This is a genomic window from Sphaerisporangium sp. NPDC051017, from assembly GCF_040683095.1.
In the GTDB taxonomy this organism is placed as follows: domain Bacteria; phylum Actinomycetota; class Actinomycetes; order Streptosporangiales; family Streptosporangiaceae; genus Sphaerisporangium.
The window spans coordinates 52,032-64,631 of the sequence record NZ_JBFBCI010000030.1 but is presented as its reverse complement, the minus strand read 5'-3'; the positions used below and the strand labels follow the sequence as shown (position 1 = coordinate 64,631).

The 12,600-nt window shown below is 70.1% G+C and carries 8 protein-coding genes; 3 read left to right on the top strand and 5 right to left on the bottom strand.

The features are described from left to right. Nucleotides 1-57 precede the first annotated feature (57 nt). Together AB0M95_RS23360 and AB0M95_RS23355 are read left to right on the top strand one after the other, a co-directional pair. Nucleotides 58-972: a trypsin-like peptidase domain-containing protein gene (locus tag AB0M95_RS23360; RefSeq protein ID WP_363768185.1), complete on the top strand. Its 915-nt coding sequence runs from the start codon at nucleotides 58-60 to the stop codon at nucleotides 970-972. Between the two features lie 89 nt (nucleotides 973-1,061). Next, nucleotides 1,062-1,622: a hypothetical protein gene (locus AB0M95_RS23355; RefSeq protein WP_363768182.1), complete on the top strand. Its 561-nt coding sequence runs from the start codon at nucleotides 1,062-1,064 to the stop codon at nucleotides 1,620-1,622. 75 nt (nucleotides 1,623-1,697) lie between these two features. Here AB0M95_RS23355 and AB0M95_RS23350 read toward each other — a convergent pair whose 3' ends face one another. Genes AB0M95_RS23350 through AB0M95_RS23330 form a run of 5 tightly spaced genes read right to left on the bottom strand, consistent with a single transcriptional unit; the run spans nucleotide 1,698 to nucleotide 11,550 of the window. Continuing rightward, on the bottom strand, nucleotides 1,698-3,620 hold the full coding sequence (locus tag AB0M95_RS23350; RefSeq protein ID WP_363768179.1) for a hypothetical protein: 1,923 nt from the start codon (nucleotides 3,618-3,620) through the stop codon (nucleotides 1,698-1,700). Then, a complete protein-coding gene (locus AB0M95_RS23345; RefSeq protein ID WP_363768176.1) occupies nucleotides 3,617-4,735 on the bottom strand; it encodes a VWA domain-containing protein in 1,119 nt (372 codons plus the stop codon). Before AB0M95_RS23345 ends, AB0M95_RS23350 begins: the two co-directional genes overlap by 4 nt. After that, nucleotides 4,732-6,975, bottom strand: a complete 2,244-nt coding sequence (locus AB0M95_RS23340) for a DUF5682 family protein (protein WP_363768173.1) — start codon at nucleotides 6,973-6,975, stop codon at nucleotides 4,732-4,734. The genes AB0M95_RS23345 and AB0M95_RS23340 overlap by 4 nt, the downstream gene beginning before the upstream one ends. A 13-nt stretch (nucleotides 6,976-6,988) precedes the next feature. Continuing rightward, nucleotides 6,989-8,065 (bottom strand): AAA family ATPase, encoded by a 1,077-nt coding sequence (locus AB0M95_RS23335; protein WP_363768171.1) that lies wholly within the window; start codon nucleotides 8,063-8,065, stop codon nucleotides 6,989-6,991. After that, nucleotides 8,062-11,550, bottom strand: coding sequence for a DUF4132 domain-containing protein (locus AB0M95_RS23330; RefSeq protein ID WP_363768168.1), 3,489 nt, complete (start codon nucleotides 11,548-11,550; stop codon nucleotides 8,062-8,064). Before AB0M95_RS23330 ends, AB0M95_RS23335 begins: the two co-directional genes overlap by 4 nt. Before the next feature lie 658 nt (nucleotides 11,551-12,208). Here AB0M95_RS23330 and AB0M95_RS23325 point away from each other — a divergent pair. Continuing rightward, nucleotides 12,209-12,511, top strand: coding sequence for a hypothetical protein (locus AB0M95_RS23325; RefSeq protein WP_363768166.1), 303 nt, complete (start codon nucleotides 12,209-12,211; stop codon nucleotides 12,509-12,511). Nucleotides 12,512-12,600 lie beyond the last annotated feature (89 nt).

Below are 12,600 nucleotides of genomic sequence, written 5' to 3'. Positions count from 1 at the left end.
ATGCTGACGCTTGACGTGTAATGATGTAAGAATCGACTCTGCGCGGGGAGGTCCTCCATGGCGCTTGACGCCTACTCCCAGATCGTCTCGTCGGTCGCGGCCGCGCTCACTCCCAAGGTCGCCAGTGTGCGGGCGGGGCGGGGAAGCGGGTCGGCAGTACTGTTCACCGACGACGGATTTCTGCTCACCAACGCCCATGTGGTCGGCGGCGCCACGTCCGGGACGGTCGCCTTCGCCGACGGCACGTCCGCCGGGTTCACGCTGGTCGGCGCTGACCCGCTGTCCGACCTCGCCGTGATCCGCGCCAGCGGGCCCACACCCGAGCCCGCCGAGCTTGGGGACAGCGACGGGCTGGTCGTCGGTCAGCTCGTGGTCGCCGTGGGCAACCCCCTCGGGCTGGTGGGGTCGGTGACGGCCGGCGTCGTCTCGGCGCTCGGGCGCTCGCTGCCCGCTCGCTCGGGCTCGGCCGTGCGCCTCATCGAGGACGTGATCCAGACCGACGCGGCGCTCAACCCGGGCAACTCCGGCGGCGCGCTCGCCGACGCCTCCGCCAAGGTGGTGGGCATCAACACCGCGGTGGCCGGGGTCGGCCTGGGCTTGGCAGTGCCGATCAACTCCACCACCAGGGGAATCGTGGCCGCGCTGATGAGGGACGGGAGGGTGCGGCGCGCGTACCTGGGCCTGGTCACGACGCCCGCGCCGCTGCCGCCGCAGGTCCGCGAGCGGGTCGGCCAGTCGTCCGCGCTCCGGGTCAGCGAGGTCGTCCCGGGCTCACCCGCCGCCGAGGCCGGCCTACGGGTCGGCGACCTCGTGCTCACGGCCGCCCGCCGCCCGGTCTCCGACGCCCAGGCCCTGCAACGCCTGATGTTCGCCGAGGCGATCGGCCGCCCCCTGCCCATAACGGTCCTCCGCAACGGCGCCCTGGTCGACGTCATAGCCGAACCGACAGAACTCGGCCCCCTGACCGTGTGATCACGCCCCTTCGAACGGGAACCTGTACCGATTTGCGTCCTGGACGTATTCCGCGATGATCGCCGTCTCCGGGGCTTCGGGGTGCTGGCATGATCTTTGTGGTGTATCCCCTCTATCGCGTCACGGTCGGATTTGTTCTCACCTCCTATGGGGTGGGCTTCCTCGGGTTTGGGGTCCTCTTCAATGCTCTTGGGTGGTTCCTCGTCGCGTCCGGACTGTCGGCGATGAAGAGGTCGATAGGTCCTGTGTTCGGCAGAGCCTATGCGAGTGCCCTGGTCACATGGGCGTTCTCGTTCGTCTGGTTCGTGGAGTTCACCGAGTTCGACTGGTTGGCGGAGTCCACTCAGGGAGAGGTGATCGTCGTGCTGAACCAGCTCAGTGTCCTGGCGACGATCTGGCTGGTCGCGGAGGGGATCATCGTCCGGGCGTCGAGTTTCGGCGACACGTCGACCGCTTCGAGTTTCGACGTCCTCCGGCGGACGGCGGTCGGATGCAGTCTGGCGGTGTTGTTGCTCGGCTACATTCCCGAGCTGAAAGAACTCGGTCTTCTCCTCGCGATCGTCTGGTTCGTGGGGATCACCTGTTTCATCATCAACCTCTACAGGTCGGCACGCCTGCCGTACCTCTCGCGCGCCGAGCAAGTGACCTGATCAGGCACTGACCAGGCCCATGGAGGCGCGCGGAACGAGCCCGTGACCTGCCGGCTCAGGATGAAAAGGGCTCAGTCAGTTCAGGTCCAGAGCAACGTCCAGGCGCAGGTAAGCGTCGATCCAGGCCTGCTCGATCGCCTCGTCAGAGTCGTGGGTCCGCATCGCCGCGAAGGCCGTGACGGCCTGCGCGATGCGGTGCAGCCCGAGTACGGTCAACCGCTGCGCCGCGGTGGCGAGCCGGGCGTCATAGGTCGGCGGCAGGTGAGACAAGCCGCGATGGGCCACTTCGGCGAGCAGCCCCCGGGTGTCGATCAGAGCCGCGGTCAGTGGTTCGTGCCGGTCGTCCTCGGCGATCATGAGCCTGCCGCTCCCACCGGCAGGCTGTAGGTCGGGGACGACGACTCGGCCGCCGGCCGCCAGACCGACCGGTTCGATGACGACACCGCCTGCGGTCCGCCCGACCACGCCGCTGACGAAACGCAGTTCGCCCTCTTCGCCGGCGAGCACGGCGGCCAGCGAGTCGAGGCGTCCGGGGGCGGCGCCGGTGTGAGTGGCCCTGACGGTGGCGGTGCTACCCGCCTGGTCGACGATGACGGCGTCGAGACGCTGGTCTCCGGGCGCATACGTGACGGCCTCCACCCGAGTGACGGCGACGACCCTGACCAGTTCCGCTTCTACCCGCGGGCGGATGGGCCGGAGTGTGAGGGCGTCGAGCTCACGGCTGAGCGCGGCGAAGTCGGTCACCACCAGAGACGGCGGCAGTTCACCCCAGTCGCCTCGTGACGGGCTGACCGTCGTCTTGGAGATCCGCCCGGTGGCCAGCCGCACCGTACGGCTGGCGCTGCGGACGGCGGACTCCGTGACCAGGTTGCCGGTGGCCAGAGCGGCCAGCGTGGACGTGGCGATCCGCCGCCGCGCCAGCGCCGCCCCGTCGTCGTCGCCGTCCCACTGACGGCGCAGGACCAGCACCATGGAGCTGTCGCTGTGGGCCAGGTAGACCTCGGCGATCCGCTGGTCGCCGAGACCACGGATCCGGCAGCCGAGGCTCTCCAGCCGGGCCCGGCGCAATGGGGTCTCGGCGGCCTCGGCGGTGCCGAGCACGCTGCTGCGCAGGGTGGCGTCGGGCCGCGTCACCGCCCGGTGCCGGGCGTGTAGCTCGGCGACATGGCTCGCGAGCAGCTCGGGACGGTAGTGCGCGCTACGGTCGCGATAGGAAGTCAGTTGCTCGGCGAGGTCGCCGACGGCCAGCAACGGCCAGCGCAGCCTGGCCGCGTCCAGGTGGCGCTGCACGTCGGCGATGGTGGCATCGAGGCCCTGACCGAGATGCGCCGCACCCTCGCGCAGGATCGTGCCGGCCAGACCCAGGGCCCGCTCCAGCCCCGATCCGGTACCGGCTTCGGCCTCGCCACCGACGTCGACCCGCACCTCGGGGACGCCGGGGTGCAACTCGTCGGCGACCCGGAACGCCCACACCGCCAGGGCGATGACGTCATCGCGACTGCCGGCGACGGTGTCTGTGTGGACGAACCCGAGATCGCCGGGGACCAGGAAGCGCACCGTCGCGGTGGCCAGCTCGACCTGCGGTACCGGATCAGCGGAGGTCGCCCGGCGGACCCGCGCGGTGAATCCGGTTCTCTCTGTACGGCGAGCGGCGGCCATCAGCCGGGCACCGATCTTGGCGGTGAGTTCGTCGTCGGTCACCTGCCCCGGTGACCAGGGCAGGGACTCTGGGGCAGCCTCGACGGGCAGGCGTTGGTAGGCGAGGATCACCCCGATCACGTGCCGGCAGACGCCGGTGGCACCGCAGGTGCAGCGGGCCAGGTCGAGGCCGCCAGGAGGCAGGATCGCGGTCAGGCCGTCGGAGAAGCTGCCATGCACGGTGCCGTCAGGGTCGGTCCGAAGCTCCGGCGCGGGTTCCTTGCCGGCACGTTTGACCAGACCGCGATTGGTGAGAGCGGCGAGGGAGTCCGCCGTGAGCCCGAGTAGATCTGTCCTCATCGGCCCACGTGCTCCGCCACGAAGGACGCCAGTTCGCCGGGTGTCATCGCACCCACGTAGGCTCCGGCATTGGCCAGGCGCTGCGCCAGCTCCCGGTCGTAGGCGGGATTGGCCTGCTCGTCGAGGGCGGCCAGGCCCAGCACCTTGCTGCCCTGCGCCACCAGGTCGCGCACAACGCGCACCAACCGGTGCGGATCACCGCCCTCGTAGAAGTCGGAGATCAGCACGACGATCGCCCGGCGCGGCTGATCCACCAGGCCCGCGCCGTACGCCGCCGCGCGGGCGATGTCAGTGCCGCCGCCGAGCTGTACCTTCATCAGCAACTCCACCGGATCGTCGACGTCGGCGGTCAGGTCCACCACTTCGGTATCGAAGGCGACCAGGTGGGTGCGTACACCGGGCAACCCCCACAGGCAGGCCGCGGTGACCGCCGAGTGGATCACTGAGTCGACCATCGACCCGGACTGGTCGACAAGCAGAATCACCTGCCACTGTTCGAGGTGGCGGCGGGTGCGGGAGAAGAAGAACGGGGTTTCGATCACCACTTTGCCGGTCTCGGGCTGGTAGCGGCCGAGGTTGGCGCGCAGGGTCCTGACCATGTCGAAGTTGCGGGCCAGCCGTATCCGGCCGGGCCGTCGCACCTTGGTGCCGGAGAACGCGCTCCGAACCTCGGTGGCGAGTTTCTCCATCAGCTGCCGGACGACCTGCTCCACGATCCGCCTGGCCAGCCGCAGCACCTGCGGGTTCATCAGGTGCTTGGTCCGCAGTACCGCCTTGAGCAGCGCGGGATTGGGTTCGATGCGCGCCAGCACGGCCGGGTCGGTCACCACGTCATGAATCTCGTAACGCTCGATTGCGTCACGTTGCAGTCGTTCGACGGTCTCCTTGGGGAACAGCTGGGTGATGTCGTCGAGCCAGTCAAAGGTGGTCAGCGTTGATTCGCCCATCCCGCCTTGCCGTACACCACGTCGGCGCAAGTCCTCGTCGCGGCCGTAGAGCCAGTCCATGGCCGCGTCACGGGCGGCTGCCTGTGCGTCGAGCCGCTGCCCGCCGAGGCATGCGCTGCCTGCCTCGCCGAGCAGCAGGCGCCACCGTTGAAGGGTGGGGTCGGTCATGATGTGATCAGTCCCTCCCGGCGCAGTGCCGCCTCGACCCGCTCGTCCAGTGCCATACCGGCGGCCACCAGCTCCGGCGCCGCTTCCAGCCGCATCAGGTCCCATCCAGATGCGCCGCCGGCGCGCCGCTCGACCAGACGAGTGGCGATGAGGTGCCGTTCGCGGGGTGGGAAGAAGCCGAACGCCTGGCGCAGCGCGGGCAAGGCCACCAGGAAGTCGTGATCGGTCATCCCTCCGACCAGCTCATCGAGCAGCTCCAGCATGCCGGCGGTGTGCAGCACCTCCTCGCGGGCGAGCGCGAACAACCCGGCCAGCCAGTCCCCGGCCGACGCCGGGACGAACGCGCCGCGCAACGCCCGGGCGGGGTCCGCGGCAGCCGTACCACGCAGTGACCAGCCCAAACCCAACGACGCGCCACGCAGGTCGGGTGGCACCTCCTGGCAGGCGGCGAGCCGGTCCACGACGCCCAGCGCCGCGTCCGTGTCCAGTCCGAGCGACGGGCCGGCGTGTCTGAGGGCGTCGCGGACGGCGGTCACGGCGTTGATGCGCTGGAGGTCGGCCGGTGCGGGGCCGCCGCGCACACCTTCGGCCAGCCACAGCGCCCGGCGGGTGGCGGCCTGGACGACCGTGCCCAAGGTGGTGCTGCCGCTGGTGCGGAACAGCTCGTCGTGGCGCCACATCGCCAGAGCGACGGTGAGGGTGCGGCCCAACGATCCCAGATCGGCCGCCGCGCCGACAGCCCGCGCCAGGTCGTCCAGCACCTGTCCGGTCAGTTCGCCGATGCCGCACAGCGCCGTGTCGAACAGAACGTCCGCCAGTTGGTCCAGGTCCGCGCCCGGGATCCGTTCGGCGAGGGCGGCAGCAGCCGCCTCCTGCGGGTCCACGCCATACCCGCCGGCCTCGATCAGTGCGGGCAGCCGGTCGTCGGACTCGGTCAGCGTCCATTGTTCGACCAGTTCCGTACCGCCTGCCGGGCGGGGTCCCGAGGTGCGCGCCACGCCGGGGATCTGCAGCACCCGCAGCCGGTGCAGCAACCGGCTGCGCTCGCGGTCGGCTTCCTTGCCAAGGTCGAGCCGTTCCTCACCCGGACCGCCCAATACCGCGAGAACCGTGTGGACCAGCGGTGGCAACGGAGTCGAGTGATGCAGGCGGCCCACCCGGTCACCACTCAGGGCCGCGATCATCTCCACGATCACCGGATGGCTGCCGGCCTGCAACGGGCCACGGGTCGCCCAGGGCAGTGGGGCCTCGATCGCCTCGCTGACCAGCGCGCCGGCCAGGCCGTCCAGTACATCGACCCGGGCCGGATGCGGATGGCCACGCATCAACGCGATCCCGTCCGCAGTGGCCCGAGCGGCGATCAGGTCCGCGGTGGACACCGGCTGGCGCCGGGCGCGCAGCCGGGCCGTCACCGCCTCGGTGAGCCTGCGGGCGGCGTCGGCGGGACCGGACTCCCACAGGTGCTGGTAGTAGCCCGGCGACGGCATACCCGACTGGTAGCCGTCGAAGGCGTCCAGCCGCCGGAACGAGTACGGCACCAGGTAACTGCCGACGACCGCGTCCGCGGGCGGCCGCGGCACATCCGGCCAGTTTCGGTCACCCTGCTCGGCCAGCCGGATCAACGCGGGGCGGTGGAAGCCGCCCGTGACCACGACCACCGGCCTGTCGCCCGCGTCGGCGACGGCAGCTCGGATCCACTGCGCCATGTACGCCTCGCGGGCCATGTCGTCCGACCCGGTCTGCGTGTCGCCGCGCACCAGGTCGAAGTAGGTGGCCAGCCGTTCGGTCAGCCCGTCGGCCGGCTCGATCTCGAACAGGTGGTCCCACAACGCGTCCATGTTGTCCACGGCGAAGGTACGGCACAGCCGTGTGATCACCTCGCTGTAGCGGGCCTCGGCGTCGGCGTAACGGTTGCGGACTTCGGCCAGCGCCGGATGCCAGGCGGGCAGGTCGATGAAACGCAGCTCGGAGCCGACGTCACGGCCTGCGGCCAGCGCAGTCCACTCCGGGGAGTAGTCGCACAGCGGCGTCCATGAGCTGTGCCGCCGTTCCGGATCCCGGTAGCCGGTGTAGACCGCGATCGGCAGCTCATGACCCAGCAGGAGCTCATCCATCCTGTGGTTCATGTCCGCCGGGCCCTCGACCAGCACGTACGCGGGCCGTACGGAATGAATGGTGTCGGCGACCAGCCGGGCACAGGCGGGGCTGTGGTGCCGCACACCGAGGAACGTGACCGCCATCGTCAGCTCACCGTCAGCCCGGCAGCAGGTGACGGGCCTCGTACAGGGCCTTCCACTGGTCTCCGTGCCGCCTCTGCTCCAGATATCTGCGGAGTTTCGCCAGGTCCTCCGGGTTGTCCTTGGCCGCCGTGCCGGCCAGGCAGGAGACCAGGTCGGCGGCGGTGCCGGGCTCGCCGCGCAGGAACCACCCGCGCAGCCCGACGGCATGCGCGACCGAGACGGCCTCGGCGGTGCTCATCACCCCCGACAGCCGGTCGGTGGCGTCACCGCGCGCGGTCTGCCCCTCGCGCAGCTCCCGGAACGCGGTGACCAGGACCTCCAGCACGTCGCGCCGCGGCGGCGCGCCGACGCCTGACCGCTTCAGCAGAGCGGTGGCCTCCGCCTCCACCAGCAGCAGCTCGGTGTCGAAGTCGGCGATCGGGAAGACCGTCTCGAAGTTGAACCGGCGCTTGAGCGCGGCGCTCATCTCGTTGACGCCGCGGTCGCGGGTGTTGGCGGTGGCGATGACGGTGAACCCCTCCTGGGCGAACACCATGGCCTCCGGACCGGTCAGCTCCGGTACGGCGAGCACGCGGTCCGACAGCGGCGACAGCAGGCAGTCCTGCACCTCCAGCGGGCACCGGGTGATCTCCTCGAAGCGCACCACCTTGCCCTCGGCCATGCCGCGCAGCAGCGGAGCGGCCACCAGTGACCGGGTGGACGGGCCCTCGGCGACCAGCAGCGCGTAGTTCCACGAATATTTGATCTGGTCTTCGGTAGTGGCCGCTCCGCCCTGGATGGTGAGCGTCGAGGTTCCGCTCACCGCCGCGGCGAGCAGCTCGGACAACAGCGACTTCGCCGTACCCGGCTCACCCACCAGCAGCAGCCCGCGGTTGGTCGCGAGCGTCACCAGGGATCGGTCGATCAATGAAGGATCACCCACGAACTTGCGGCTGATGCCCAGCTTCTCGTCCCCGAGGACGAAGCGCCGGGCGGCCCGCAGGCTCAACGCCCAGCCGGGCGGCCGGTCGTCGGTGTCGTTCTCCCGTAGCCGGGTCAGCTCGTCGGCGTAGCGGATCTCGGCAGGGGGCCGCTGGACGTGTTCGTTCATCGGGTGATCTCCCGGAGGTCTCGCAGGATCTCGGAGACGGTGATCGGGTCGAGGCCGTCGAGGGCGATCCCCTCCAGGGTCTGCTCGTCGGCGAATTCGAGGTAGCCGATCGCGATGCCCGGATTAAGGCCGATCGTGATGGTCCTGCCATCGGGCACGTCCCGTTCGATCCAGCTCTGCCAACCGGCGTCCTGCGGCTCGCCTCGCCGCCAGCCACGCCGTTCCAGGCCGATCACCGCGCCGGTGGGGACTTTGGCCGCGCTGATCTCGGCCAGCAGCGTCTCGTCCAGGCCATATGTCTCCCGGCCCAGTTGCGGGAACGGCTGCAGGATCTCGTAGTCGGCGAACACCTCGGCCCAGGCGGCCGGTTTCTCCCCCAGCTCCAGCGGGTGCGCCGCCCCTACGATGGCCTCGTCGGGCAACGTCAGCGTGTCGTCCTCGACATCGGCGAAACTGCGGTCCTCGGCCACTCGCAGGGCGCCCGTGAGCCGACCCGAGGGGTCGTAGAGCCCCCACACCAGCCGCCGCACGATGTGCCAGAGCAGCGGGTGGCCGACGAGCAGCCGCTTGAACTCCTCACCACTCCAGCGGCGCTGGTTCACCATGGCCTGCTCCAGCCGGCGGATGTTGTCCGCGGCCACGGCGCGCACGTCCTTTTTCAGCCCGGCGAACCGCTGGTAGGCGGAAGGCGCGAGCTCCGGATCGTCGTTCGCCCCCGGCTTGGGAAGGTTCTTGAGCCGCTTCCCCGCGGCGTCGGCCACGTACGGCTTGAGCTGCTCATCGAAGCCGACGACGAACTGCCTGCGGCCGTAATCGAGGGTCAGGCTGCCGTCGGCGGACAGTCCGAAGTCCGGCACCAGCCGGTCGGCCAGTTCCTGCGGCGTCAGGCCGAGCTCCGCGGCGACCTCGTCCATCTTCTGCCTGGCCCGGTTCTTGAGCCCGCTGAACTTGACCTTCTCGGCGATGCCGTGCAGGTGCATCAACGCGACCTCGGAGCCGATGGTGGCCAGCAGGTCCAGACCCGCGACCGCACGCGCGTGCCCACCCTCACCGGGCCAAGTCCTGATCAACGGTGTCAGCCGTCGGACGGTCTCGTCGTCGCCGAGCAGTCCCAGCGCGTTCATCACCCAGCTCTCCTTGGACGGGTAGCCGGCCGCCTGCCAGCGCTGGAACAGCGCCCAGTTGAAGTCAGCAAGGCTGCGGCCGTCGCAGGCCTCCTTGACCAGGGCGAGACCGGCGTACGGATCACCGGGCCGGGAGATCGCCAGCATCGTCATCACATGGCGGACCGCCTCGGCCGGCAGCGCGCCCGCGTCGCCGCGCAGGTAGATCGGTGTCAAGATCGCGATTTCCGCCCACTCGGGCAGCACGGGCATCTTGCCCGGCAGCGTGTCGAGCGGGTCAGCCGAGAGCAGGTCGGCGACCGCGGCCTCGGCGGCGGGGCCGTAACCCGCGGCGGCCTTCGCCACAGCGTCGCCTCTGCCGCCCGCGGCCAGCGCCGCCAGCGCCTGCTCGGCCTGTCGCCGGGCCGGGCCGGGCTTGCCCAGAGCCGCCGGGATCAGCGCCCTGGCAGCCACCTCGGGGTGGCGTGCCAGCCACGCCAGCGCGGTGGCGCGCACCGACTTCAGCCGGGCCAGCCACTCGGCCATCAGCACAGCGATCTCCGGGCCGGTGAACGGGAGCAGCGCCGGAGCGATCACGCCGGGGTTGCGCCGGGCGCTGTCCAGCACCAGGGGCAGCGCCGCCAGCTCGAACCTGGCGACCACCCTCGGCATCCATTCAGAGGCTCCCCACCGGTCAGCCGGGCGCCACTTCCCGAGCAGCGGTCCGGCCAGTTTCTCAGGCCCGGAGATGAACAGGGCGATCTCGTTGTACCAGCGGCCCTGCCGGGCACCGGCGATCTGGCCGGCGATCTCTTTCCAGGTTTGTTGCCAGGCATGATCCCATGAACCGTGCCCCGGCCGGGGGGAACGCCAATTGTCCCGTTCGCCCGGCCCCCACACCACGGTCGGCTCATCGGCGCACACCAGGTCACTCACCACGACCGGCTTGCGGGCCGTACGCGGACGGGTCCAAGGTGGGCTGACCAGTACCTCGGGCAAAGCCTCAAGCGGAGCGGTGGCGACGGTCGCGGCGTTCGCGATCTTGTTGATCCGCTCAGCCGCGGCGTCATCGACGCTCACGAGCACCTCGGCGACCAGGTTGGGATGGGCCAGCAGGTGGGCGCGCAGCAGCAAGTCCGCGACCTTGCCACCGGAGGTGGCCAGCATCCGCATCGCGCGGCGCGGGAAGCGGGCCGCCGCGCGCAGGAGGGCCGGCTGGGTGTACTTCTGCTCGATCCGGTCGAGGAGTGCCTGCATCGCCGCGTCGGTCGGCAGTTCGGCGAGCACACCCAGCAGCCGCCGCTGGCTTTCCGCGTCGTACGCCTCGTCGAACCATCCGGCCAGCGCCGGCACGGCCGCGTCACCCATGCCGTCGACGACCGTAGCGAGGGAGCTCATCACGGAGTAAGCGTGCACGTGGCTCACGATGAGCGCCGCATGCTCCGACATGCTGATCGCGGCGACCAGGACGGAGGCGAGACCCGGATTGACGCGGCTCACTTCGGCGCAGTCGGCCGCAACCCAGTCAACCTCGGTCGGCGCCAGGTAGGAAGCCGCCACCTGATGGTGGAGCCCGCCTTCACGGCTCACCGCCAGCGCCGCGACGACCTCGGCATACTCGGCATCCGATGCGGCCGCGAGGACGGCACGGACCCTCGTGGCGAGCTCCAGCCTATTCAAGCCGTGCCAATAATTGGGGGACTCACCGGCAGCCAGCCGCCGAACCGGCCGCGTGTGCTCGCCGGTTTCGAAATCCAGCGAGGCCAGTTCGGTCGCGGCCACTGCCGCGAACACCAGACCGCGTTCGACCAGCCAAACTTCGGCGAACAGGGGCAGCAACGTGCCCTCACCCCATGGCTGGGTCCCGGCCACCACTTCGGCGACCACCGCAGCGCCCAGCGGCGTGGCGGTGGGCTCCCCGGCCAGGTACGCCGCGCCCGCGGAGGCGATCTCCGGGTCGCGACACTTCGCCAGTGAGTCAAGGATCAGCTGCCGACGCTCGTCCAACCTTGCGGCGAGTTCCTTAGGCGCGCCCGCGTCCAGCCGCTTCACGGCGACCTTCACGCCACCCCGCCGCGGATGAAGACCGCGCAGCCAAGCGGTCGGCATCGTCAGCCGGTCCTCATCCTCAACACTGTCGATCGCTGCCGGGGAGCTCACCGGCGCGGCGACCGCTTCGTCTTCCGTGTAGCCCTTGCGTAACTTCTCTGCCACCAGTTTGGTGGCCGCCGCAGCGGCGGCGGAGTCGAACGACTTGACCTGCGCCTGACCGGCAGCGCCCAGCCGCCCATACCGGATGTTCAGCTCCGTACCATTCTGACGCACTTCCCAGAACTTCGCCGAGCCGCCGCCGACATAGGTCAGGCTCCGATCAGCGCTCATGCCGATACCTCCACGCTGTGTTTGATATAGGGCTCGTCGTTCAAGCGACGGAGTGACCGCGCCATCCCGGATACCTCATCCTCGTGATCGCTAGCGGCGAGTATTGCGCGCAGGACCGACAAACTGGCACTCACCGCATTGCCGACGGATTCACAGCGACGGAACCTGATCGATCAGGCCTGAGGGCGGCCTCTACGGTGATCGTGTAGTCGGCGCCGGGGCGGATGTTCCGGCGGTGCCACCGGGCCCGCCGTCGCCGTCGCGTTCTCGTCCGGCACCGGTCGTGCGGCCCGGTTGACAGGTGAATTTCAGGTTCGTCCCATGCGGTTCTGAGATTGGTGGCCTGTGATGGTCGGGCCAAAGTCCCTCGGTTTCCCGACGGAGTCCACTTGTGACCGTGTTGCGTCGAACGCTCGGCACCGCCGCTGTAGCCCCCACTCTGTTGACCTCCGGCTGCGGCGGTGGAGATTCTTCGCAGGCGGCGACCGGCGCCCATCCTTCGCCCACTGGGTCCGGAGACGCGCGTGCGTCGTTCGCCGAGTGTCTGAAGCAGCACGGTGTGGAGATGCCCTTTGGACGCCCTGATGGGTGGCCAACGGCTCGGCCCAGCGGTTCCCCGTCCGTTCCGCCGAGCGGGAGACCGAGGGACTTCGGCACCATGTCCCCGCAGCAGCGCCAGGCGTTCGAGGCGTGCCGGTCGCTCATGCCGAACGGTGGCGGCTTCGGCCAGGGACGGGGCGGCGGCTTCGACGCGTCCGCGCTGGAGGCGTTCCGTACCTGCATGAAGGACAACGGCGCCGAACTGCCACAGAACGGCACCGGCATGCGCGACCTGAAGACGGACGACCCCGCCGTCGCCGCCGCCCTGAAGAAATGCCGCCCCCTGCTGCCCAGCATGCCTCCCCGTCAGTCCGGCGGAGGCACGGACGCCCCGTCCGCCTCACCGGCACCAGGAGTTTGACCCGGTCCGCGGCGGCGGCGTCGGGCGTCCGATCCGTCGGCCTACGGCATCGTGAGGCCCTGACCTAGGGTTTTCCGCAGGTAGTGGAT

What these genes read in the sequence shown, in the direction of transcription:
- AB0M95_RS23360 (WP_363768185.1), top strand. Translation starts at nt 58, where the DNA reads ATGGCGCTTGACGCCTACTCCCAGATCGTCTCGTCGGTCGCGGCCGCG.
- AB0M95_RS23355 (WP_363768182.1), top strand. Translation starts at nt 1,062, where the DNA reads ATGATCTTTGTGGTGTATCCCCTCTATCGCGTCACGGTCGGATTTGTT.
- AB0M95_RS23350 (WP_363768179.1), bottom strand. Translation starts at nt 3,620, where the DNA reads ATGAGGACAGATCTACTCGGGCTCACGGCGGACTCCCTCGCCGCTCTC.
- AB0M95_RS23345 (WP_363768176.1), bottom strand. Translation starts at nt 4,735, where the DNA reads ATGACCGACCCCACCCTTCAACGGTGGCGCCTGCTGCTCGGCGAGGCA.
- AB0M95_RS23340 (WP_363768173.1), bottom strand. Translation starts at nt 6,975, where the DNA reads ATGGCGGTCACGTTCCTCGGTGTGCGGCACCACAGCCCCGCCTGTGCC.
- AB0M95_RS23335 (WP_363768171.1), bottom strand. Translation starts at nt 8,065, where the DNA reads ATGAACGAACACGTCCAGCGGCCCCCTGCCGAGATCCGCTACGCCGAC.
- AB0M95_RS23330 (WP_363768168.1), bottom strand. Translation starts at nt 11,550, where the DNA reads ATGAGCGCTGATCGGAGCCTGACCTATGTCGGCGGCGGCTCGGCGAAG.
- AB0M95_RS23325 (WP_363768166.1), top strand. Translation starts at nt 12,209, where the DNA reads ATGTCCCCGCAGCAGCGCCAGGCGTTCGAGGCGTGCCGGTCGCTCATG.